Raw genomic sequence first — 21693 nt, forward strand, 5'->3', positions numbered from 1 at the left:
GTGGTTGTTCCCGCCTCCGGCGTGTCGCGGCGCGATTGAGACAATCTCCTCCATGAGCGCCACCCTGCACGCCGCCGACGTCTCCGCCGCCCGCGGCGAGCGCACCCTGTTCACCGGTCTCGACCTGGTTGTCGCGCCCGGCGACGTGATCGGTCTGGTCGGCGCGAACGGCGCGGGCAAGTCCACCCTGCTCTCGATCCTCGCGGGCGATCACACCGCCGACGTGGTGGGGAGCGTCACACTCAGCCCGCCGGACGCGACGGTCGGGCACCTGGTGCAGGAACCGGAGCGGATCCCCGGCGAAACCGTGGAGGCGTACCTGGGCCGGCGCACCGGGGTCACCGCAGCCGAGGCGGAGATGAACGCCTCCGCCGAGGCCCTGACGGAACCGGGCGGCGACGACCGCTACGCGCACGCTCTCGAGCGGTGGCTCGGGCTCGGCGGCGCAGACCTGCACGAGCGGGCCGGGCAGGTCCTCGACGACCTCGGCCTGACCGTCGGCCTCACCGCCGACATGACGTCCCTGTCCGGTGGGCAGGCCGCCCGCGTCGGGCTGGCGTCGCTGCTGCTGTCCCGATACGACGTCATGCTTCTCGACGAACCCACCAACGACCTCGACCTCGACGGCCTCGAACGCCTGGAACGATTCGTCGCCGAGACCCGTACCGGGATCGTCGTCGTCAGCCACGACCGCGAATTCCTGGCGCGCACCGTCACCGGCATCGTCGAGCTGGACCTGGCCCAGCAGCAGATCGCGGTGTACGACGGCGGCTACGAGTCGTACCTGGCCGAGCGGGCCGTCGCCCGCAGGCACGCGCGGGAACGCTACGAGGAGTTCGCGGACACCAAGGCGGGCCTCGAGGCCCGCGCACAGATGCAGCGCAACTGGCTCGAACACGGCGTCCGGAACGCGCGCCGCAAGGCCAAGGGTGCCGACTCGGACAAGATGGGCCGCAAGGCGCGCGCCGAGTCCACCGAGAAGCAGGCCGCGAAAGCCCGTCAGACACAGCGCCGCATCGAACGGCTCGAGGTGGTCGAGGAGCCACGCAAGGAGTGGGAGCTGCGGATGTCGATCGCCGACGCACCCCGCAGCGGCGCCGTCGTCGCCACCCTGACCGGCGTCGTGGTTCAACGTGAAACCTTCCGGCTCGGCCCGATCAACGCCCAGATCGACTGGGGCGACCGCATTCTCGTCACCGGCCCCAACGGATCCGGCAAGACGACGCTGCTGCGGGTTCTGCTCGGCAAGCTGAGCCCCGACGCGGGGACCGCGAACCTGGGCACGGGAGTCGCCGTCGGAGAAGTGGATCAGGCCCGAGGGCTGTTCGAGGGCGATCAGACCCTCGCGGCCGCGTTCGGCGCCCAGGTGCCCGACTGGCCCGACGCCGAAGTCCGCACCCTGCTCGCCAAGTTCGGCCTCAGGGGCCACCACGTGCTGCGGCCCGCGAACTCCCTCTCCCCCGGTGAACGCACCCGGGCCGCGCTGGCCCTGCTGCAGGCCCGCGGGGTGAACCTCCTCGTCCTCGACGAACCCACCAACCACCTCGACCTGCCCGCGATCGAGCAGCTCGAGCAGGCGATGGACTCCTATCCCGGAACCCTGCTGCTCGTCACCCACGACCGGCGGATGCTCGACACGATGCGCAGCACCCGCCGGTGGCGGATGGACGGCGGCCTGCTCTCGGAGGACTGAGCCCGCGATCGGTGGGTCGTCACCGCAACTCGCTGCGTCGCAACGTCACCCGGTAGGTGTAGTGCTCGGGCAGGAAGTGGCTGACCGAGACCTCGACGACGGACCCGGACGTGTCCGAGTAGACGCGGTCGATCCGCAGCAGCGCGTGGCCCGGCTCGCATCCCAGCGCCTCCGCGACGGTCACCGACGCGGCGGCGACGGTGACCGACTGTGCGGCCTCCGCGATCGGCCGACCGAGGTGCGGCTCGACCAACCCGATGATCGTCGACGTGCCGCCGGCCCCGGCCGCCAGCTCCGGCGCCGCGGCGACGTGTGCGGCCACCGCCTCCGGAAGGTGTACCACGGTGTGCACGAAGGGGATGCCGTCGTGCAGCCGGCGGAACTCCACGGTGTGGACGAGGTCGGTGTCGGTGCGCAGCCGGGCGGCGGCGTCGATGTCGACCCGGCGGCGGATCGGTTCGAGCACCTCCATCGTGGTGTCGTGGGAGAGGTTGAGCAGGTCCTCGATCGACCCGTGGTGCCGCAGGTACCGACCGTGCTGCTCGGTCGCGAACGTCCCGCGCCCGGGGACGCGGTACACCCGGCCCTCCGACACGAGGTCGTGGAACGCGCGGCGAATCGTCTGCCGGCTCACCGAGAACCGCTGTTCGAGTTCGAGTTCGGTCGGCAACTGGACGCCGCCCGAGTATCGCCCGGCGTCGATCTCCGCACGCAGCGCGTCCGCGACACGCCGGTAGGCCGGTAGGCCGTCCTTTGCCCTGGTATTCACGATGTCGTCATGATAGCGGCGGCGGCGTGCCCTCGGCCGTCAGATCCCGCCCCGGGCAACCAGTTGCGAGGCGATGACGTTGCGCTGGATCTCGTTGGTGCCCTCACCGACGATCATCAGCGGCGCGTCGCGGAAGTACCGCTCGACGTCGTACTCGGTGGAGTACCCGTAGCCGCCGTGGATGCGGACCGCGTTCAGGGCGATCTCCATCGCGACCTCGGACGCGTACAGCTTGGCCATGCCCGCCTCCATGTCACAGCGGTCGCCCGCGTCGTAGCGTTCCGCCGCATAACGCGTGAGTTGGCGTGCCGCAGTGAGTTTCGTGGCCATGTCCGCGAGGTGATTGCCGACCGACTGGTGCTTCCAGATCGGCTGCCCGAAGGTCTCCCGTTGCTGCGCGTAGGCGAGGGAGTCCTCGAGTGCGGCCGCCGCAACGCCGAGCGCGCGGGACGCGACCTGGATGCGGCCCGTCTCGAGGCCCTTCATCATCTGCCCGAAGCCCGTGCCGGGTTCACCGCCGAGGACCGCGGTCGCCGGGATCCGGTAGTTGTCGAATGCGAGCTCGCAGCTCTCGACACCCTTGTAGCCGAGTTTGGGCAGGTCCCGTGAGACGGTCAGTCCCGGGCCGTGCTCGACGAGCACGATCGAGATCCCCCGGTGCCGTGGCCGCGCGTCCGGGTCGGTCTTGCACAGCAGCGCGATGACACCCGAGCGCCGGGCGTTCGTGATCCAGGTCTTCGCGCCGTTGATGACGAGGTCGTCGCCGTCGCGGCGGGCCACGGTCGTCATCGCCTGCAGGTCCGACCCCCCGCCCGGCTCGGTCAGCGCCATCGTGGCGCGCAGCGCCCCGGTCGCCATGTCCGGCAGGTAGCGCCCCTTCTGCTCGTCGGTTCCGAACAGCGTCAGCAGCTTGGCGACGACGGTGTGGCCGCCCATCGCCCCGGCCAACGACATCCACCCGCGGGCGAGTTCCTCCGTGACCTGCACGTAGCAGGGCATCGACACCGGTGTCCCGCCGAACTCCTCGGGCACCGCGAGACCGTAGATGCCGATCTGCTTCATCTGCTCGATCCACTTCTCGGGGTACTCGTTGGCGTGCTCGACCTCCTGGACGGTCGGCTTGACCTCGCGATCGACGAACTCGCGCACGGTCGTGACCAGGAAGGCCTCCTCGGCGTTCAGGTGGGCGGACATGGCACTCCTCGGGGCAACTCGATTTGTACGGCCAAATGTGTACATATGTCATACACCATCGTGCGGGCCCGGTGCACCGCCCCACGAGACGGCGACGGCCGGCGGACGCCGGACCCCGAGGGTCGTGCATCCGCCGGCCGCGTGTCGCCGACAAGACCGGTCGTGGGCGGTCAGGCCGCGAGCAACGCCTGCCCGAGGTACTCCCCCTCGCGCGCACCGGGCGGGATCGCGAACACCGCCGAGCCGATCGGCGTGGACCACGTGTTGAACAGGTCCGCGTCCGAAAGCCGTTGCTGCACCGGCACGAACTGAGCGACCGGATCCGCCTGGTACGAGACGAAGATCAACCCGGAGTCGGAAACCTCCTCCCCCGACGGTGCCTCGTCGTAGTTGAACGAGCGGCGGTGGAACCGCTGCCCCGGGTCCGCCGACCGCGCGAGCGCGATGTGCGAATTCGGCGCGATCACCGTCAACCCGCCGACACCGCGCGCGGCGAAGTCCGGCTCGTCGTGTTCGGCGTCCCCGGTCAGCGGCGCCCCGTCGGAAAGCCGCCGACCCATGACGATCTCGCGGCCCGGGCGGTCGAGCTCGTCCCAGCCGTCGAGGTCGAGACGGGTCCGGCGGATCACCACGGAGGTGCCACCGGCCAACCAGGACCCGTCGGCGATCCACACCAGGGCGTCGAAGTCGGCGGTCCCGGCGCGCGGGTTGACGGTGCCGTCCACCTGGCCCATCAGGTTGCGCATCGTGGTGCCGTCGGGCTCGCTGCCGCGGGCCCGACGGAATCCGCGCTGCGTCCAGCGCACCGTCGCGGCCGACCGGGCCCCCTTGAGCAGGACCCGCAGCGAGTGCGCGACCGTGACCGGGTCGTCGGCTCCGACCTGCAACAGCAGATCACCGTCGCTCCACCGGGATTCGAGGCGGTCGACACCGAACGGCGGCAGCGGCGCCAGCCACGGCGGCCGTCGGTCGCCGCGCCCGGTGGCCGCGAACACACCCGGCCCGAAACCGACCGTGACGGTCAGCGCGGCCGGCACCGTCGCCAGGTCCGGTTCGGTGTCGGCGAGCGCCGCCCGGCCCGCGGTCAGCCGGGCCGCGTCGTCCGTCCACACCCGCAGCAACCGGACCACCGCGTCCCGGTCGACGCCGGGACGCAGGTCCAGCCCGACGAAGGTGGTGTGCGCGGGCGGCGGCGTCGCGACGCCGGCCTGGTGGGGGCCGTGGAACGGGACCACGGCGACCGGAGCCGCGTCGGCCCGAACGCCCCCGGTCAGCAGGCCGGCGCCCCACCCGGCCGCGGCGCCGCCGACCGCGGCCGCACCGGCGCCGAGCAATCGCCTCCGGCTCAGCTCAGCCACCGTGCGCGCCTTCGTCGTACGACTCCCGGGCACCGGTGAAGTCGCGCACCTGGGAGGTGAACTCGACGTCACCGGCGTCCGCGAATCGGAACGTGAACGGCACCTCGCCGCCGGCCCGGATCGGGGCGGGCAGTTCGAACAGCATCACGTGGTCTCCGCCGGGCTCGAGCGTGTACGACCCGTGCGGCGGCACCGTGATGCCGCCCTGCTTGCGGCGCATGACCGTCGTGCCGCCGCTGTCCGCCATCTCGTGGAGTTCGACGCGCGGCGCGGCCGGGCTGCTCACCTCGGTGAGCAGCAGCTCGACATCGGAGCTGTTGTGCAGGGTGCCGAACATCGCGGTCATCCCGGAATCCGCCGCCTTCACCCACGACTCGTCGAGGGTGATCGCGGTCGCGGCCGAAACCGACCGGGACGGAGCGGTATCCGCGCCGTTCGCGCATCCGGCGACGGCGAGTCCGACGGCCGCAACGACTGCGGCCGCGACGCGGGAACGGGTGAACGTGGTCATGATGCGATCTCCTTCTGCGTGGGTGTCTTCGTCCGGGAACGGGAGACAAGTCCGAGGACCACGTCGACGGCCAGGAAGGCCGCGAGGGACAGGCCGAGCAGCGGCGCGAACAGGGCGACCGGCACCGTGATCACCGCGATCGCGAGGAGGGCCGGCCACGGCAGCGCGCGCAGGGCACCACGCCGCGGCAGCGGCCCGAACCGCACGCCCTCGGCGCGGACCGGGCGGCGCTGCCACCACATCCGGTAGCCGCGCACGATCACGGTGATCAGCGCGACCGCGAGGGCTGCGAGCACCACCTGGTTGGCGAGTCCGAACATCGTCCCCATGTGCAGGGCGATGCCCCAGGTCGTGAGTTTGGCGGCGAGGGGGACGTCGGCGAAGTCCACGCGGTCCACGACCCGCAACGTGTAGCCGTCGACGGCGATCGAGTCACCGCCGGTCTTCGCGGTCTCCTTCACCGTCCACGCCCGGGTGACGGGGGCCGGGATCCCCACCGACAGCTGCCCGGTCAACCCCTGAGCACGGGCCACGTGCAGGACGCCGTCGATCGCGGCGACGTCCACCGGGTCGGCACCGGCCGCCGCGGAGCCGCCGTGCCCGTCGCCGTGCCCGTCGTGCTCGCCCGCGGCGGCGGTCGAGCCGCCTGCCACCGCGGTGTTCAGTGCCGGGGCGTTCCAGCTCATCTCGTTGCGCAGCGACTTGATGTTCGCACCCGCGTGGTCGGACCAGGACAACCCGGTGGCCGAGAGGAACAGCAGGCCCAGCGCCGCCCACGCGCCGACCGCACCGTGCCAGTTCAGCGTCCTGCGGCGCCCCGTGACCGACCGGTCGACGCTCAGCAGGCGCGCCCGCCTCCCGCGATCCCGATCCCGGCGTGCCTTGTTCCACCACAGGAACAGGCCGCCGAGCACGATGACGAACAGCCACGACGCCGCCATCTCGGTGTAGAGGTTGCCGAGGTCGCCGAGGTGCAGGTTCTTGTGCAACGCGGACAACCAGGCCCGCAGCGGCAGATCACCGGAGTCGGTCTCCAGCGCGCCGAGCACCTTTCCGGTGCCGGGGTCGACGAACACGGTGGTCTGCCCGGACGCGACCGTCGGATCGGCGACGACCACGCGGGTGGTGCCGCCCGGTACCGCGGTCTGCAGGGACTGCACCGTCGCCGGGTCGAGGCCCTCGAGCGCGGCCTGCAGCTGGCGGGATTCCGGCAGCGGATCGGTGACGGCCGGCGCCGCGAGGTAGCGCCCGTAAACCAGCTTCTCGAGTGTCGGGGCGAACGCGTAGACGAAGCCCGTCAACGCGGCGATCAGGAGGAAGGGGCCCACGAATACGCCCGCGTAGAAGTGCAGTCGCAGCGCGAGAGCTCGCGGCGGCGCGGTCCGCGGGACGGTTGACGATGCCGGCGGCGAGGTTTCGCGCACGCCGGACTGGTCGGTGATGGTCATGACATCGCTTTCGTCGATCAGACAGGGCGAGGGGCCACGAGGCACCCTCGAGCAGCGGTGATCCCGGCACGGGAACCCGCGAAGGGAGCGCACGACCAAGACGGCACGTCCCCTCCCTCGGTGACTCACCCGGCGGGCGAGCGACGGCAGGCGCGGATTCCACCGGCACGACGGCAGGCGAGTGCGGCGTGCCGGATTCACCGAAACGGGATGTGGGGGACGCGAACCGGGGGCCGGTGCGCGTGAGATGAACCGATCAGACGAGAACGGGCGGACCACGCCGCGGCTCGGCGCCACGGCACACGGGTGCCGTCACCGGGTGTACGTCGGTTACGGGCAACCAGACTCGGGGCCGCTCGACGACGGGCGGTGTCGCGAGCAGTGCGGCGACGACGGCGCGCAGGGCGGCCTCGGTGCGTGGACCGACACGTTCGGCCGCGGCGATCAGCGCGGCGCACACGATGAGGGCCAGCGCGTGGGCGCCGAGCATCGGCGCCCACGCGGCGAGCGGACCGACCGCGGCGACCGCCGCGTGATGGCCGTGTCCGACCGCGAGTGCGAGGTGGGCGGCGAGCTGCCCGACCGCGAGCACCGGGACGAGCGCGATCACACCCCGGCGCAACACCGGTACCGCCGTCGTCAGACTCGCGAGAACCGTCGCGACACCGGCGAGCAGCAGCAGCGACGAACTGGTCGGCAGGCCGCCACCGGCGGCGCCGTGCGCGGCGATCGCGACCGTGACGGTGCTCGCGCCGACGGATGCGGAGCGCACGCGGCGAGAGAGCTTCTCTCCGGGTGCGGCGCGCATGCCCGAACGGTACTACGGGTGGTCGTACCGTCCGACGAGCACCCTCCGAGGTGGGGACGACTTGACTCATCGTTGGGTTTTCACAACACTTTGTTGCATGAGCCCGGTACGACGCGGGGAATCCCGCCCGATCTTCAACCGCATCGGGGTGCTGCGGGCCGAACGGTCACTGAGCCGGGTGCGGTTGGCCGAGCTGATCGAGGTCAACCCGCAGACGGTCGGCGCGCTCGAACGCGGCGACCACTACCCGAGCCTGGACCTCGCGATGCGGATCTGCGAGGTGTTCGGGCTGCCGATCGAGGCGGTGTTCTCCCGCACCGAGTTCGGGCCGCTGTCCACCGAGCTGTACCGCCGCGAACCACGACAGGAGGGCGACGAACGTGGCTGAGACGACCATCATCGAGCGCTACCAGGCCCGCCGCACCCGGAGATTTCTCGCCCACTCCGAGAAATGGGGGCGGATGCTGCCGGGCTGGCGCAGCCGTCGCCGCCGCCGGGCCCTGGTGCTGGCGCTCGGCGCGACGTTCGTGTTCATGCTCGGGGTCGGGGTGCTGTGCCACTTCTTCGACCGGGCGCCGATCCTGTGGCTGCCGGCCTGCCTGCTGTTCTTCCCGATCTGGACGTCGCTGCAGATCGTCTCCGGCCGCCTCGGCGACGCCCCGACGACCACCCTGGACGAGTGGGAGGTGCAACAGCAGAACGCCGCCCGGTCCGCGGGCCTGACGATCACGCAGTTCCTGGTGATGATCCCGGTGTTCTACCTGATCGTCGGAAGTGTCCTCGCCGACGGCGACGGCGCGCGGATCGCCTACGCCGGCGGGCTGCTGACCCTGACCACGCTGATGATCGGCGGCTGCTCGCCCGCCATGATCCTGGCCTGGACGCGACCCGATCCCGACCCCGAGGACCACGCCGAGGAGGCCGCGTGAACACACCGACCCTGACCATCGACCGGATCCGCAAACGCTACGGCGACGTCACAGCGCTCGACGACCTGAGCTTCGACGTCCGCCCGGGCGAGATCTTCGGCTTCGTCGGCAGCAATGGCGCAGGCAAGACCACCACGATGCGCATCGTGCTCGGTTACCGAACTGTTCCGAGAGGTGGTGTCCGGACGAGCACCGTGACCGAGCCCCACGCCCTAGCCCGGCACGCGCGATCGCCCTCGTCGCCGGGCGTGAGTTCAACGCCCAGGTCCACAAGCGCAGCTTCGTGATCAGCAATCTGATCGTGCTGCTCGCGATCGTCGGTGCGGTGGTCGGCTACTCGATCTTCTCCGCTCACGCCGACGCGGACGGCTGGACGGCCGCCGGACTGACTCCGACATTCGAACCCCGCTCCGGGCGCGAGCTGTCCGCCGCCGCCCGCCGGCTCCCGGGTGCTGCCACCGCGATCCCAGGCACGGCGTGAGGTGCACCAGTCGGCCAGTCACCGCATCGACAGCGGCCGCCGATCGTGAGTAGTCAGCACTTCTACGTGGCAGCCCTGGCCACCAGACTCGTCGCGCACCTCAGGCGCCTCACGGTCGAGACCGACGAGCTCGCCGCCGAGACCACCTCGCGGACCACCGCGCTGGCGCCGTCCTTGCTGGCCATCTGCGGATGCGGACCCCTGACAGCGGCCAAGTTGATCGGCGAGACCGCCGGCGCCGACCGGTTCCGCTCCAAGGACTCCTTCGCCCGCCACAACGGGACCGCACCGTTGCCGGTGTAGTCGTCGAACCACGCCCGACATCGTCTCTCGCGCACCGGGAACCGCAACATCAACGCCGCCATTCACCGTATCGTGCTCACCCAGGCCCGGTGACATCCCGAGGCACCAGCACTGCTGTCACGGCGCAAAGCCAACGGAGACGGCGGCATGGAAGCGCTGCGCATTCTCAAACGTCGGCTCTCCGACGTCGTCTACCGCGCCATGATCGCAGACCAGTCATCAGCCGCCGTTCCTACCGCTGCTTGACAGAGGAGCTAGGGACAGTCCCGGATTGGCCGGCCGATCGGGACCTTCCCATCGGTCAGCGTTCGGTCACAGGCACAAGCCTTTCAGGGGCCCGGTCATCTCGAAACCGACAGTGCCGCAACTTGGTCGGCGAAACTTCTGGTCGTCGGTCAAGAATGACTGAGCTTCGCGGCGGCTTCCCTGATCTCACGGATGAGGCGGTCTCGTTCGGCTTTGTTCACATTCGGTTGCAGCGGCCCGAGCTGGAGATCATAGACAGCGCGGTTGGTGTGATCGAAAATCGGCGCGCTCAGGTAGCTGACAGGTAATGGTTCGTCCTCGTCGAGAACACCGGATTCGTATGGTGGGCCGCCGAGTTCGCCGAGGAGATCGAGTGCTCTATTTCCCAAGGAGTCGCGTCGTGGGTGTTCGGCGAGTAGACCGACTACCTCACCTATCAAGCTGAGCACCAGCGGGTCGGTATGCCCCAGCTCGTAGACCACGACTCCGGCTTCCCGGGCCTGAGCCAGCGCCGCCTCGAACGACTCTCTTGTCTCAATCGGCGCGGTGCTGAGCCACGCCCGCTGCTGTGCCGCGGGACGGTGGGCGATCACAGATGTCCCCATCGGCGCACGCAGAGGTAGCCGCATGCCCACGCGCACGGCCGTGGCCAGGTCGTCCTCACCACGCGCGATGCCGACGAACGTAGCGTCTGTCACCCCGATAAGGGCAAGCGCGACACCGCATCCCGCCCGCTCCGCCAGCGTATCGAGCGCTCGGCCATAGTTGAGTACCGGATACTTGTCGCGGATCGCCTCGGTCACACCGATGAGACCCGACCCGAGCACATACCGGCGATCGGCCTGTCTGCTCACCCACCCCGCTCGCTCAAGCGACGTCAGGATCAGTGTCGTGGTCGACCGGCTGAGTTCGAGCTCCTCAGTAATCTCCTTGATCGTGATCGACGCTGACCTGCCGGCTAGCAGTTCAACGATCGCAACTACTCGATCGGTTGGTGGGGACCCGCCTCGATCGACTTCGTTTGGGGTATTGCCCTCAGTCATCGTCACCTCTAGCATTCCTCGACGCCTAATACCAGATACATCGCAACTAATATTAGACATGGTTGCACCCTGGTTGTGGTTGGCATCACTTCGATGCTGGGGCTGCGTGCAGGTCACCCAGACGCTGTCACACACCCCGACCGAACTGAAGGAGCGTGAAGAACCCACATGCCTGTTCCCCACCGAATCCACCAGCGCAGCGTGCGGCGCTCGATCGCGCGAATCGGATCCCTCGCTTGCGCGGTCACTCTGGTCACGGCCGCCGCTGGAACTGCGACGGCCACCGCGCAACCAAGTGTGCCGAAGGCCGAAAATCCCCTGGCCAGTACAGACATCATCGCGGTGATGAAGGAGGCTGAGAGCCTTATCGACACCCAAGTCGTTGGCGAAGCAAAACAGCAAGCTCGGCAGTACCTTGTCGGGACGCCCGCGGCAACTACCTACTCAGGCAAGGAGAAGAACCTCTCGGATCTCCCGCGCTACGTCGATGAGATGTCTCTCGCGCAGTGCATCCAGGTCGTCAACAGCGACCCTGACCGGCCACGGATCTCATCTACCGCAATGTTCGGAGCGCGGTACGCTCAGGACAATCCGGACACCGCCTACCGTGGCGCGGCACTCGCTGGCGATTCTGCGTACAAGATCCACGGAAAGCGAAACACCACAACGTACCTCGCCTTTCAGCTGGTCGACGGCATCTACGGCGAAAACGGGCAGACTCCAGCATCACTCGCGGTGATCGATGGGACGCAACTTGACGTGTCGCCGGACGGTACGTTCGACATCACGTTGGATGCGAGCCCGGCAGAAGGGCGGCGCAACCACATTCAACTCCCGGCCGACTCCCGCAAGCTCAAGCTCATTGTTCGCGACACGTACACCGACTGGAACGCCGTGCCGGCCGAGCTCACCATCGACCGCATCTCGGGCCCACCCAAGCAGCCCGAAGCCAGCAAGCAGGACAAGGCCCGTCGGTGCGCGGATCTGATCAGGGCAGCGACCCCATACTGGGACGGCTTCATGCAGCGCTTCCATGCGCCAGTGCCGGCGAACACCCTCCTTCCGATCCGCCCCAGCACGCCGGGAGGCCTCACTGGACAGACATCGACGGTCGGCCGGTTCGATCTCCGACCTGACCAGGCGTTGGTCCTGACCGTGGACCCGCATGGAGCCGAGTACATGGGATTCCAAACCGGAAGCGACTGGTACATGTCAATCAACTACGCGAATCACACCTCAAGCCTCAACAACAAGCAGGCTCGGCCGAATCCAGATGGGTCGATCACGTATGTGCTCTCGGCGTCGGACCCGGGCGTTGCCAACTGGATCGACACGGCCAACCACCCAACCGGGCTGACCCAGATCCGCTGGCACGGGCTTCCTCAGCCGATCCCCGCCGGGTACCAGCCGACGGCGCGGGTCGTGAACCTGTCCGAACTGTCCAGCGCACTGCCCGCAGACACCCCGACCACGACCGACCGGGCGGCGCAGATTGCAGAGCGCCAATCCCAGGTCAGGGCACGGTTTGACGGCATCCCCCCGCGGCTTGTCCCGTTCGACCTCGCGACGTTCGAACCCCTGCCCTGACTCCACCTTTCCAGGACTGTTCGAGTGTTGGGAACCCTGGACCGCATCACGTGTGCGCGTCGCAACGTTGTGTGCCTCAACGGCGGCAGGGCATCGCCCCGATGCCCTGCCGGGCGACCGCAGCCCGGCCGGCCCACAACATCCGAATGGGGCCGGCCGGCCGGGCCTGTTGTCCGGGGTCTTCGCTCGCGCCGTGTAGGGAGGGTCGGCCCAATACGAACTGCCTCAGCGAACCGCGCCACTGTCACAAATGCTTAGTGATTCGAGCACCCTCTCAGATGGCAGTTAATGCGGTCGCCGCTGCGCACGCACCGGACATCACACGTTGCGCACGCAGTCGGCGGGCGCTGTGCTCGAGGCACGCGCAGCGGCCAAGATCACGGCGGGCGGCGGGAATCTGCCGCAGCAGCAGCCTCGTTCGGCACAGGAGTCACCCTCCACCGTGACCTTCTCACCCACGATCCGTGGTGTCAGTCCCCCGCAGAGCATTACCCGAAAACATGTCGACCGTGCCGCGGAACCGAGGTTCACGGGCTCGATCCAAACCACGATCGGTGGCACCTGATGCTGACAGACAGGGGCACCTGTCCCCTTCTGTCTGAGCCGCCGACCCCGATGTCGGCACGAGTAGCCCACTGCCTGTTCTGAGCCCCCGGTGACGCGAGGGAGTATGCAGCGGCCGGGATGTGGTGGGCCGTGACAGTGGAACAGTGACCCGTTCGAGGACACGACACCGAATCGCCGCTGCTTGACCCGGTTTTGGAACGTTCGGCTCGACTACCACCCCAGGGAGACTCGACTGTATTAATACATCTGTGCAACAACAGGTTTAGCTGCTACGTAGCCGAAAGCTGCTCTCGACCCTGCGTCCCCTGCAGCTGCTGCGGGGGGCAAGATCATCGGCATCGGCATCGGCACCGTCGGGTTGCTGCAGCTGACCGCGTACGGGATCGCCGGAGTCACCGCCGGCGTCGTGACCGGGGTGCTCACGGTCACCGGGACCGCACTCCGGTGTTCGCCGGCACCGTCGGCTGGTTCGTCCTCGGTTTCGCGTTCTTCGCGGTGCTGTACGCGGCCGCCGGCTCGATGGTGTCCCGGCAGGAGGACGTCAACTCGACCGCGATGCCGCTGATGCTGCTGATCATGGCGATGTTCTTCACCGCCTTTTCCGCGGTCGGCAACCCGGACGGCACGGTGAGCAACGTGCTCAGCTGGATCCCGCCCTTCTCCGCGATCCTGATGCCGCTGCGGATCGCCGCCGGCGTCGCCGGCCCCGGACAGGTGCTCGCCACCATCGCGATCATGCTGGCCGCCACCGTCGCCGCCTCGCTGGTCGCGGCGAAGATCTACCAGCGGTCGATCCTGCGGGTCGGCAAGACGGTCACCTGGAAGGAGGCACTGGGCAGATAGGGTCGGCACATGGCCGCGCGACTGTCCGCCCACGACGTTCTCGACCTGGTGCTCGATGCCGGCAGCTACCGGAGCTGGGACACCGCACCGATCCCGGTGGACGCCGATCCCGCCTACCGCGCGGACCTCGCCGCCGCCCGCGCCAGGACCGGGCTCGACGAGTCCGTCGTCACCGGGGAGGGCACCGTGCGCGGGCGGCGCGTCGCGGTGATCGCCTGCGAGTTCGGATTCCTCGCCGGGTCGATCGGCGTGGCCGCCGCCGAACGCATCGTCAGCGCCGTCGAACGCGCGACCGCACAGCGGCTGCCGCTGCTGGCCTCCCCCACCTCGGGCGGCACCCGGATGCAGGAGGGCACCCTCGCGTTCGTGCAGATGGTCAAGATCGCGGCCGCGATCACCGTGCACAAGGCGGCCGGCCTGCCGTACCTGGTGTACCTGCGCCACCCGACCACCGGGGGCGTGTTCGCGTCCTGGGGGTCACTCGGACACGTCACGGTCGCGGAGCCGGGCGCGCTCGTCGGGTTCCTCGGGCCGCGCGTCTACCAGGCGCTGTACGGCGAGAAGTTCCCCGAGGGCGTGCAGACATCGGAGAACCTGTACGCCAACGGCGTCATCGACGGGGTCGTGGAACCGAAGTGGTTGCGCCACCTCGTTCCCCGCGCGCTGCGGGTCCTGACCGGCGAGGCCGACGAGTTCGTCGACGCGAACCCCGAACCCGCGGACATCCCGGACGTCCCGGCCTGGCAGTCGGTGATGTTGTCCCGGCGCGCGGACCGTCCCGGCATCCGGCAGCTGTTGCGGTACGCCGCGACCGAACAGGTGCCGCTGTCGGGCACCGGGCAGGGCGAGGCCGACAAGACGGTGCTGGTGTCGCTGGCCCGTTTCCGGGGCCAGCCGTGCGTGCTGTTCGGGCAGGACCGCAGCGGCCAGTCCCCGGAGACCACGATGGGTCCCGGTGCGCTGCGGGAGGCACGCCGGGCGATGAAGCTCGCGGAGGAACTGCGCATCCCGCTGGTGTCGGTGATCGACACGCTCGGTGCGTCGCTGTCGAAGGAGGCCGAGGAACGCGGTCTGGCACCAGAGATCGCCCGGTGCCTGGCCGATCTCGTCACCCTCGACACCCCCACCGTGTCCGTGCTGCTCGGACAGGGCACCGGCGGCGGCGCGCTGGCGCTGCTGCCCGCCGACCGGGTGCTGGCCGCGCAGAACGGCTGGCTGGCCCCGCTGCCGCCGGAGGGCGCCAGCGCGATCGTGCACCGTGACACCACCCACGCCCCGAGAATGGCCGAAGCGCAGGGGATCCGGTCACTGGACCTGCTGCGCGACGGTGTGATCGACGCGATCATCCCCGAACTCCCGGACGCCGCCGACGAGCCCATCGGGTTCTCCAAACGCGTCGGCGAGGCGATCGCCCGCGAACTCGTCGCACTCGCATCGGTTCCCGCCGACCGGCGTGCCACGACCCGCGCCGGCCGCTACCGCACCCTCGGCCTGCCGCGATGACCGCGGACCCGTGCGACCACGACTCGGCGGCCCTGGCGCGCTTCGAGTTGTTCCTCCTCGCGGCGGTCGCGACGGTCCTGATCACACGGGCCTACCTCGCCGCGACCGGCTATCCCCAGATCGGCGGCGGAGCGCTGCACGTCGCGCACGTGCTGTGGGGCGGGCTGCTGATGGCGGTGGCACTGGTGGCGGTCGAGATCGCCTACGGCACACGGGTCCGGATGCTGTCCGCCCTCGCCGGCGGCATCGGCTTCGGCCTGTTCGTCGACGAGATCGGCAAGTTCGTCACCGCCGACGTCGACTACTTCTTCCAACCCGCGATCGCGATGATCTACGTGGTGTTCGTGCTCTTCTACCTGGTAGCGCGCGAGGCGGTCACCCGGGCCGGACTACCCGACCGGCGACGGCTGGCGATCGGGGCCGGCGCGGTCACGGACCTCGCGTTCGGGCGTCTGGACGACGTCCGGCGCCGGGCGGTGCTCGCGGTGCTCGACGGGGTCGGCGATCCGGGACTGCACCCGACGGCCGCGTCCCTGCGGGACGCCCTCCTCACGCAGTCGGTGCCGCCGCGCGATCTCGGTTCCCGGGTGACGCGGGTGCGCGGGTCCGTCGCCCGGCGTGCCGATGCGGTGCTTGGCCATCGGGTGATGCGACGCATCGTGCTGACTCTGTTCGTGGTCCAGGCGTTGCTGACCATCGCGGCGGTGGTCACCGCGCTGGTCTCCGACAACGACAGCGCGGTCGACGACCTGTCCGACACCCTCGTCCAGGTGTCGAGCACGGTCTCCGGCGCGCTGGCCGTCCTCGGCGTGTGGTTCCTGTGGCGTGGCCCCTACCGCCGGGCACTGCGCCTGCTGCGGGCCTCGATCGTCGTCGATCTCCTCGTGACACAGGTCTTCCTGTTCGCGCAGGAACAGTGGGACGCCCTGGCGGGATTCGTGGTCTCGCTGCTGATGCTCGGCTGCCTGCGACTCGCGATCCGGGCCGAGGAGGGCGACGCCCCGGCGGTCGAGGTCGCGCCGCCCGACGCCCTCGAACGGCACTGAGCGCACTCGACTCTCGGCGCGACGGAGTCGAGCAGCACGCACGTCGCCGACCCCGCTGCACGGCGCGCGACCGGATGCGGCCTCGATCGAATTGTCGGAATCGACCGTTATGCTCTGCCACCGATGTCAACTAGAGCCGACGGCAGCAGCCGTCCATTCCAGGTACACCTCGGCGGGATCATCGAGTTGCTCAGCGCGAGCATCTACACCGGGCCGCAGGTTTTCATCCGTGAGCTCCTGCAGAACGGGTGCGATGCGATCTCGGCCCGACGCGAGCACGAGCCGGGCCACGTCGGCACCATCAGGGTGCTGCCCGCGGACGGGGCCGGGTCCGTGTTCGCGGTCGAGGACGACGGGATCGGCCTGACCGCGGCCGAGGTCGGTGACCTGCTCGCGACGGTCGGCCGCTCCTCCAAGCGCGACATCCTCGACCTGCCCCGCACCGACCGCCTGGGCCGGTTCGGGATCGGCCTGCTCAGCTGCTTCATGGTGAGCGACGAGATTCGGGTTCGATCCCGGTCGGCCACCGGCGCACCCGCGGTCGAATGGATCGGACGCATCGACGGCACCTTCACGGTGACCGAACTCGCCGGCACCGTCACGGCGACGGAGCCCGCCGGCGACCGGCCGGTCGGAACCCGGGTCGAGCTGATCCCCCGCCAGGCCGCCGCCGGACTCGTCTCGCCCGCGGGGGTGCGCGAGCTGGCCGACCGATTCGGCCGGCACCTGCCGGTGCGGGTGACCGTCGCCGGCGAGACGGTGACCCGGGCGGCACCGTTCCTCGAGCGGACGCCGGTCCCGTCGCCCGAGCTGCGCGAGCTGGGCCGGGACGTCGTCGGCGCCGAACCGTTCGCGACGATCCCGTTGCACGTGCCGTCGACCGGCACCCGGGGCACCGCCTTCGTGCTGCCGTTCCCGCTCTCCCCCGGCCAGCGCCAGTCGAGCCGTGTCTACCTGGGTGGGATGCTGCTGTCCGAACGCACGGACGACCTGCTGCCGGACTGGGCGTTCTTCGTTCGGGCCGTGGTGGACACCACCGGGCTGCACCCGACCGCCTCCCGGGAGGCCCTGATCGAGGACGACGCGCTCGAGTCGACCCGCGCGGAGCTGGGCGCGGCGGTTCGCCGCTGGGTCATCGGGCTGGCCGCTCAGACCCCGCACCGGCTGGCCGCGTTCCTGTCCGTGCACCACCTCGCCCTGCGGGCGCTCGTCGTCCACGACGACGAACTGGCCCGCTTCATCGTCCCCCATCTGCCGATCGAGACCACCGAGGGTCCGACGACCTTCGGTGAGGCCGCGCGCCGCGGCGTCGTGCGGTACACCCGAACCGTCGACGAGTTCCGGCAGTTGGCCGGCATCGCCCGCCCCGGCGCGCCGATCGTCAACGGCGGCTACGTCTACGACGCGGAGATCGCGGGCCGGCTACCGGAATTCGTGCCCGGCGCCGAGGTCGAGATCGTCACCGTCGCCGACGAGATCGACCACCTGGACGTGCCGCCGCTGGCCGAGCGGGCCGCCTCGCGCCGACTGCAGGAGCGCGCCGACGCGGCGCTGACGGACCTCGACTGCGCGACGGCGGTACGGGCATTCGAGCCGGAGAGCGTCCCGGCCCTGTACGTCGCCGACGAGGCGGTGCTCCGGAGCCTGCGCCGCGAGCAGGCGAGCGAGGCCGGAGGGTTCTGGGCCGACGTCCTCGGCCGCGCGGACGAGGCGGCCGCGGCCCACGGCACGGACACCGCGGGCCGGCTGGCCCTGAACTGGCGAAATCGGCTGGTGCACACCCTCGCCACGATCGACGACGAGGCCGTGCTGTCGCGGACGGTGCGGGTCCTCTACGTCCAGGCGCTCCTCGCCGGGCACCGGCCGCTGCGGGCGGCCGACCGCACGGCCCTGACCGACGCCATGACCGACATGGTTCACCTGTCCGTCGGTCTCGACGCACCCGTCACCACCGACTCCGAACTCCGACACCCCGCCCCCACCCACAAGGACGACCATGCCGAGTGAGACCACTGTCGCCGCATTGATCGGCGAGATCGACGCGACGCCGTACGGACCGGCCGAACGCGAACTCATCGAACGGGCGATCACCCTCGCCGAGGACACCGGCGACGACGCCGCCGCCTACGCGGTCCGGATGCGTTTGATCCAGTCCGCCTCCCTGACCGGGGACACGGACGCGCTGCTCACCGCGTTCGCGTGGTGCGTCGGACGGAACGCCGCCGATCCGGCCACCTTCCCCACCCAGATCGACGACCACGACCTGCTGTGGTTCCACAAGTGGGTCGCCGACGCGCTCGCCTCCAACCCGGTGTTCCCGCGGGCGACGATCGCCGAGTCGATCGAACAGATGGAGACCGCGTACCGCCAGGCCGGCGTCGGCCTGTCCGGGGTGGTGCAGACCCGGTTCTGGCAGGCGTTCGAGGAGGGCCGGATCGACCAGGCCGCCCGTCACCTCGAGGAGCTGGGCAGGACCCCGCGCGACGAGTACAGCCACTGTGAGGCGTGCGTGCGGTCCGAGGAAGCCCGATTCCGGCTCGCCACCGGGGATCTGGAGGCGGGGATCGCCCTCGTCCAGGAGATGCTCGACCAGGATCTGGAGTGCGCCGAGGAACCGGAACGGGCGATGGCCCACACGCTGGTACCACTGCTTCGGGTGGACCGTCCCGGGGACGCCGAGCGGATGCACGTGCGCGGCTACCGGCTCGCTCGCGGGAGCGCCGCCAAACTCGACATGGTCGGGCTGCACCTGATCTTCCTGTCCGTCACGGGCAACCACCAGCGGGCGCTCGAGCTGCTCGAGCGGCACATCGGCTGGCTGGCACACGACAACCTGAACGCGACCGCACACCTCGACGCACTGACCGCCTTCGCGGTGACGTGCACGGCGGCCGGGACGGCGGGGCTCGGTCACGAGCACGTCCGCGGCGCCGAGGGCGCACCGCTGCACCGATTCCTCGGTACCCGCCCGGACCGGTGGACCGTCGACGCGCTGGCGCAGGCCTGTTGGCGCGCCGCCGACGAGCTCGCGGCCCGCTTCGACGAGCGCAACGGCACCACCTGTCGCAGCGAAAGGGTTTCCGCTGCAAGAGTTCTCGCCGACCGACGCTGGGACCTGCCGATCGGCGTCGCACACCGCGTGCCGGCACCCCCGGTCGCCGTGGACCCGGCCGCGGCCGCGGCGTTCGTCGACGAGGTGGAGGACGCGCGGACACTCGCCGAGCGGGTCGACACGATCCGTGGCACCGAGGACGCGGACGCGGCACTGACCTGGGTCGAGGCCGAACTGGTCGCAGCGAGGGCGCCCGGCCGCCGCGCGGTGTTGCTGCGATTGCGGGCCCAGCTGCTGGCCGGCGGCGGCCGGGTCGAGGAGGCCCTGACGACCGTCGACGAAGCGCTCGACCTGGCGGTCGCGCACACGGCACGATCGCTCACCACGTCACTGGCCGCCCTGAGCGCCCACATCTGCGACGACCTCGGCCGGCTCGACGAGGCGGCCGGACGACTGAGGCTGGCGACCCGGGAAGCGGAACTGGGCGGCGCCGAATCGACCGTCCTCCGTTACCGGCTCGGCGTCGTGCTGGTCCGGTCCGGGCGCCCGGACGAGGCCGTGGACGAGCTCGTCACGGTCGCCGAGACCGAGGAGGCGCAGGACGCGACGGCCGCGGACCGCGCCCTGACCCTGTTGTGGCTCGGCTGCGCGAGACGCGACGCGGGCGAGCCGGGAGCGGCGTACGCGGCGTGGACCGAGGGTCGGGAACTCGCCCGGGCCGGCGAGAGCCACGACGTCGCCACGCGGATCGGCCGGGAACTCGGGCAGATGATGATGCGCTTCGACGACGACGAGGCCGTCGAGGTCCTCGACGAGGCGGTCGAGGACGCCCGGCGGCTCACCGATCGACCCGACATGCTCGCCGACGTCCTGCACACGCGTGGACGGGCCCGGTGCCAGTTCGGCGACGCGGGCGGGCTGGACGACCTGCGGGCCGCAGCCGAACACACCGACCCGTGGACCCGTGCGGACATCCGGGACTCGACCGCCCGCGCCTTGGCCGAACTGGGCCGGTTCGACGAGGCGGTACAGGTCGGGCTCGCCGCGTCCGACGCCTACGCCGCCGCCGAGGACGTCGTCGGTTCCGGCAGCACCCTGATCGTCGTCGCGCAGGCGTTGCTGGCGACCGACCGCCACGAGGAAGCCCTGGGCATTCTCGCCGACGCCGCGCCGCGCGTGTCGGAGGTGCCGCAGCTCGCGGCCCGGGTGGCGCTGATGGAAGGCGACGCCAACGAGGCCCTCGGCAGGCACGACGCCGCAGCTGCGGCGCGGGCACGCGTCGACAGGTGACCGAGCCGACCGGGGCAGGCCGTCACGGGCCCTGCCCCGGTCGGGATCCGATCACCCAGATCCGTTGGAGCGGAAGGCTGTCGAAGAAAATGCATGCCAGGTGTGGCTGGACGTGCCCGAGGAGAACGAGGGCGGTCGGCGCATGCACGAGCGGCACGGCTTCACGGTCGTCGCCGCGGTGCCCTTGGCGACCGATGTGCGCGAGATCGGGTTCTGGGTGATGACGCGACCGACCGCGGATCGTTGACCGGCCCTAGCTTCCCCCGGCCGCGACGGCGGGCACGATCACCGCGGCGATGACGGCCGCGTTGACCGCCTCGACGGCGTGCCGGACCGCGATGCCGGTCCACTCGCCCTCGGCGATCTGCTTGGCGCGCTTGCGAATCGCCTTCTTACCCGCATCGGGGAACACCTTCGGCGTCGCGTCGACCGCGGACAGCAGCGACACCAGGGCCGCCGTCCGCGGCTCCGGGGTCTCGCCGTCGACGAGGGCCGCCCACAGCTTCTCGCGCACCACCCGCTCGTGGGTCGCGTCCACCGCCGGCCACGTCTTCGTCGGGAAGATTCCGAGCACCTTGCCCTTCGCCTCGTGCACCCACCCGCGGTCCACGACGCGTCCGAGCACCGCCTCCTTCAACCCGTGACCGAGCTTCTCGATCGCCCGCTCCGGCTTCATCGGCTTCGACCCGCGCAGCTGCGCGACGGCGTGCGCCAGGATCGGGTCCAGTGGCGCGGTGCGATTGGTCAACAGCAGGCGGCCCTTCTTCACGTCCCCGTCACCGGTCGCGGGTTCGACGATCCCGTCCATCGCGAGATCCAGCAGTACCGCGCCGGACAACACCCGCGGCAGCGACGCGGCGTCCACCACGGGCTTGCCGGTGTCGTCGTCGAGCAGGAGCAGCAGCAGATCCTCGGCGAGCAGCGTCATGGCTCCCACGGTACGGCCAACCCCGCCCACGAAACCACGCAGCACGTCCGGCCGCTCACCGACGATTCACCACCGCCCGGCGCATCGCCCGGCA

General features: G+C 70.3%; 19 protein-coding genes and 2 pseudogenes. 13 read left to right on the forward strand and 8 right to left on the reverse strand.

The annotated features are described in order from the left end of the window. Positions 1 to 52 precede the first annotated feature (52 nt). Positions 53 to 1693, forward strand: a complete 1641-nt coding sequence (locus ABD951_RS25240) for an ABC-F family ATP-binding cassette domain-containing protein (RefSeq protein ID WP_345352088.1) — start codon at positions 53 to 55, stop codon at positions 1691 to 1693. Positions 1694 to 1712: 19 nt separating this feature from the next. On the opposite strand, the gene ABD951_RS25245 is transcribed toward ABD951_RS25240, so the two are convergent. The 6 genes from ABD951_RS25245 to ABD951_RS25270 all read right to left on the reverse strand — a co-directional run bounded on the left by ABD951_RS25245 (position 1713) and on the right by ABD951_RS25270 (position 7781). After that, complete coding sequence (locus ABD951_RS25245) at positions 1713 to 2462, reverse strand: GntR family transcriptional regulator (protein WP_345352091.1); 750 nt, start codon at positions 2460 to 2462, stop codon at positions 1713 to 1715. A 39-nt stretch (positions 2463 to 2501) separates the two neighbouring features. After that, positions 2502 to 3656: an acyl-CoA dehydrogenase family protein gene (locus ABD951_RS25250; RefSeq protein WP_345352094.1), complete on the reverse strand. Its 1155-nt coding sequence runs from the start codon at positions 3654 to 3656 to the stop codon at positions 2502 to 2504. Between the two features lie 170 nt (positions 3657 to 3826). Next, the gene (locus ABD951_RS25255; RefSeq protein ID WP_345352097.1) at positions 3827 to 5014 is read right to left on the reverse strand and encodes a Dyp-type peroxidase; all 1188 of its coding nucleotides are present in this window, start codon (positions 5012 to 5014) and stop codon (positions 3827 to 3829) included. Continuing rightward, positions 5007 to 5525 carry a copper chaperone PCu(A)C gene (locus tag ABD951_RS25260; protein ID WP_345352100.1) on the reverse strand — a complete coding sequence of 173 codons (519 nt, stop codon included), beginning with the start codon at positions 5523 to 5525 and terminating at the stop codon, positions 5007 to 5009. Before ABD951_RS25260 ends, ABD951_RS25255 begins: the two co-directional genes overlap by 8 nt. Continuing rightward, on the reverse strand, positions 5522 to 6973 hold the full coding sequence (locus tag ABD951_RS25265; RefSeq protein WP_345352103.1) for a PepSY-associated TM helix domain-containing protein: 1452 nt from the start codon (positions 6971 to 6973) through the stop codon (positions 5522 to 5524). The genes ABD951_RS25260 and ABD951_RS25265 overlap by 4 nt, the downstream gene beginning before the upstream one ends. Positions 6974 to 7229: 256 nt before the next feature. Then, positions 7230 to 7781, reverse strand: coding sequence for a hypothetical protein (locus tag ABD951_RS25270; RefSeq protein WP_345352106.1), 552 nt, complete (start codon positions 7779 to 7781; stop codon positions 7230 to 7232). Positions 7782 to 7878: 97 nt separating this feature from the next. Here ABD951_RS25270 and ABD951_RS25275 point away from each other — a divergent pair, with 97 nt between their 5' ends. The 5 genes and pseudogenes from ABD951_RS25275 (at position 7879) to ABD951_RS25295 (ending at position 9494) form a co-directional block, all read left to right on the forward strand. After that, positions 7879 to 8169 (forward strand): helix-turn-helix transcriptional regulator, encoded by a 291-nt coding sequence (locus ABD951_RS25275; RefSeq protein ID WP_345352109.1) that lies wholly within the window; start codon positions 7879 to 7881, stop codon positions 8167 to 8169. Then, positions 8162 to 8710: a hypothetical protein gene (locus ABD951_RS25280; RefSeq protein WP_345352112.1), complete on the forward strand. Its 549-nt coding sequence runs from the start codon at positions 8162 to 8164 to the stop codon at positions 8708 to 8710. The genes ABD951_RS25275 and ABD951_RS25280 overlap by 8 nt, the downstream gene beginning before the upstream one ends. Beyond that, positions 8707 to 8895, forward strand: a pseudogene (locus ABD951_RS28755) (ATP-binding cassette domain-containing protein); the annotation flags it as partial. The gene ABD951_RS25280 and the pseudogene ABD951_RS28755, both read left to right, overlap by 4 nt. A 98-nt stretch (positions 8896 to 8993) precedes the next feature. Beyond that, a complete protein-coding gene (locus tag ABD951_RS28760) occupies positions 8994 to 9191 on the forward strand; it encodes a hypothetical protein (protein ID WP_425569959.1) in 198 nt (65 codons plus the stop codon). A 45-nt stretch (positions 9192 to 9236) separates the two neighbouring features. Next, a complete protein-coding gene (locus ABD951_RS25295) occupies positions 9237 to 9494 on the forward strand; it encodes a transposase (RefSeq protein ID WP_345352118.1) in 258 nt (85 codons plus the stop codon). A gap of 395 nt (positions 9495 to 9889) precedes the next feature. Here ABD951_RS25295 and ABD951_RS25300 read toward each other — a convergent pair whose 3' ends face one another. Then, positions 9890 to 10783 (reverse strand): IclR family transcriptional regulator, encoded by an 894-nt coding sequence (locus tag ABD951_RS25300; protein WP_345353227.1) that lies wholly within the window; start codon positions 10781 to 10783, stop codon positions 9890 to 9892. Between the two features lie 168 nt (positions 10784 to 10951). On the opposite strand from ABD951_RS25300, the gene ABD951_RS25305 reads away from it, so the two are divergent. The 7 genes and pseudogenes from ABD951_RS25305 (at position 10952) to ABD951_RS25335 (ending at position 20918) form a co-directional block, all read left to right on the forward strand. Continuing rightward, positions 10952 to 12370: a DUF1214 domain-containing protein gene (locus ABD951_RS25305; RefSeq protein ID WP_345352121.1), complete on the forward strand. Its 1419-nt coding sequence runs from the start codon at positions 10952 to 10954 to the stop codon at positions 12368 to 12370. Positions 12371 to 13221: 851 nt separating this feature from the next. After that, positions 13222 to 13780: pseudogene (locus ABD951_RS25310) on the forward strand (ABC transporter permease); the annotation flags it as partial. A 9-nt stretch (positions 13781 to 13789) separates the two neighbouring features. After that, entirely contained in the window at positions 13790 to 15283 is a 1494-nt protein-coding gene (locus ABD951_RS25315; RefSeq protein ID WP_345352124.1) for a carboxyl transferase domain-containing protein, read from the forward strand. After that, the gene (locus tag ABD951_RS25320; protein ID WP_345352127.1) at positions 15280 to 16329 is read left to right on the forward strand and encodes a hypothetical protein; all 1050 of its coding nucleotides are present in this window, start codon (positions 15280 to 15282) and stop codon (positions 16327 to 16329) included. Before ABD951_RS25315 ends, ABD951_RS25320 begins: the two co-directional genes overlap by 4 nt. A gap of 123 nt (positions 16330 to 16452) precedes the next feature. After that, entirely contained in the window at positions 16453 to 18336 is a 1884-nt protein-coding gene (locus tag ABD951_RS25325) for an HSP90 family protein (protein WP_345352130.1), read from the forward strand. Beyond that, the gene (locus tag ABD951_RS25330) at positions 18326 to 20671 is read left to right on the forward strand and encodes a hypothetical protein (protein WP_345352133.1); all 2346 of its coding nucleotides are present in this window, start codon (positions 18326 to 18328) and stop codon (positions 20669 to 20671) included. Before ABD951_RS25325 ends, ABD951_RS25330 begins: the two co-directional genes overlap by 11 nt. A gap of 100 nt (positions 20672 to 20771) precedes the next feature. Continuing rightward, positions 20772 to 20918 carry an N-acetyltransferase gene (locus tag ABD951_RS25335; protein ID WP_345352135.1) on the forward strand — a complete coding sequence of 49 codons (147 nt, stop codon included), beginning with the start codon at positions 20772 to 20774 and terminating at the stop codon, positions 20916 to 20918. A 6-nt stretch (positions 20919 to 20924) separates the two neighbouring features. Here the strand turns inward: ABD951_RS25335 and ABD951_RS25340 are convergent, their stop codons facing one another. Continuing rightward, positions 20925 to 21599 carry a GOLPH3/VPS74 family protein gene (locus tag ABD951_RS25340; protein WP_345352138.1) on the reverse strand — a complete coding sequence of 225 codons (675 nt, stop codon included), beginning with the start codon at positions 21597 to 21599 and terminating at the stop codon, positions 20925 to 20927. Positions 21600 to 21693: the final 94 nt, after the last annotated feature.

This window comes from Rhodococcus olei (assembly GCF_039540555.1).
Taxonomy (GTDB): domain Bacteria; phylum Actinomycetota; class Actinomycetes; order Mycobacteriales; family Mycobacteriaceae; genus Rhodococcus_G; species Rhodococcus_G olei.

What these genes read in the sequence shown, in the direction of transcription:
- ABD951_RS25240 (WP_345352088.1), top strand. Translation starts at nt 53, where the DNA reads ATGAGCGCCACCCTGCACGCCGCCGACGTCTCCGCCGCCCGCGGCGAG.
- ABD951_RS25250 (WP_345352094.1), bottom strand. Translation starts at nt 3,656, where the DNA reads ATGTCCGCCCACCTGAACGCCGAGGAGGCCTTCCTGGTCACGACCGTG.
- ABD951_RS25260 (WP_345352100.1), bottom strand. Translation starts at nt 5,525, where the DNA reads ATGACCACGTTCACCCGTTCCCGCGTCGCGGCCGCAGTCGTTGCGGCC.
- ABD951_RS25265 (WP_345352103.1), bottom strand. Translation starts at nt 6,973, where the DNA reads ATGACCATCACCGACCAGTCCGGCGTGCGCGAAACCTCGCCGCCGGCA.
- ABD951_RS25270 (WP_345352106.1), bottom strand. Translation starts at nt 7,781, where the DNA reads ATGCGCGCCGCACCCGGAGAGAAGCTCTCTCGCCGCGTGCGCTCCGCA.
- ABD951_RS25275 (WP_345352109.1), top strand. Translation starts at nt 7,879, where the DNA reads ATGAGCCCGGTACGACGCGGGGAATCCCGCCCGATCTTCAACCGCATC.
- ABD951_RS25300 (WP_345353227.1), bottom strand. Translation starts at nt 10,783, where the DNA reads ATGACTGAGGGCAATACCCCAAACGAAGTCGATCGAGGCGGGTCCCCA.
- ABD951_RS25305 (WP_345352121.1), top strand. Translation starts at nt 10,952, where the DNA reads ATGCCTGTTCCCCACCGAATCCACCAGCGCAGCGTGCGGCGCTCGATC.
- ABD951_RS25315 (WP_345352124.1), top strand. Translation starts at nt 13,790, where the DNA reads ATGGCCGCGCGACTGTCCGCCCACGACGTTCTCGACCTGGTGCTCGAT.
- ABD951_RS25320 (WP_345352127.1), top strand. Translation starts at nt 15,280, where the DNA reads ATGACCGCGGACCCGTGCGACCACGACTCGGCGGCCCTGGCGCGCTTC.
- ABD951_RS25325 (WP_345352130.1), top strand. Translation starts at nt 16,453, where the DNA reads ATGTCAACTAGAGCCGACGGCAGCAGCCGTCCATTCCAGGTACACCTC.
- ABD951_RS25330 (WP_345352133.1), top strand. Translation starts at nt 18,326, where the DNA reads ATGCCGAGTGAGACCACTGTCGCCGCATTGATCGGCGAGATCGACGCG.
- ABD951_RS25340 (WP_345352138.1), bottom strand. Translation starts at nt 21,599, where the DNA reads ATGACGCTGCTCGCCGAGGATCTGCTGCTGCTCCTGCTCGACGACGAC.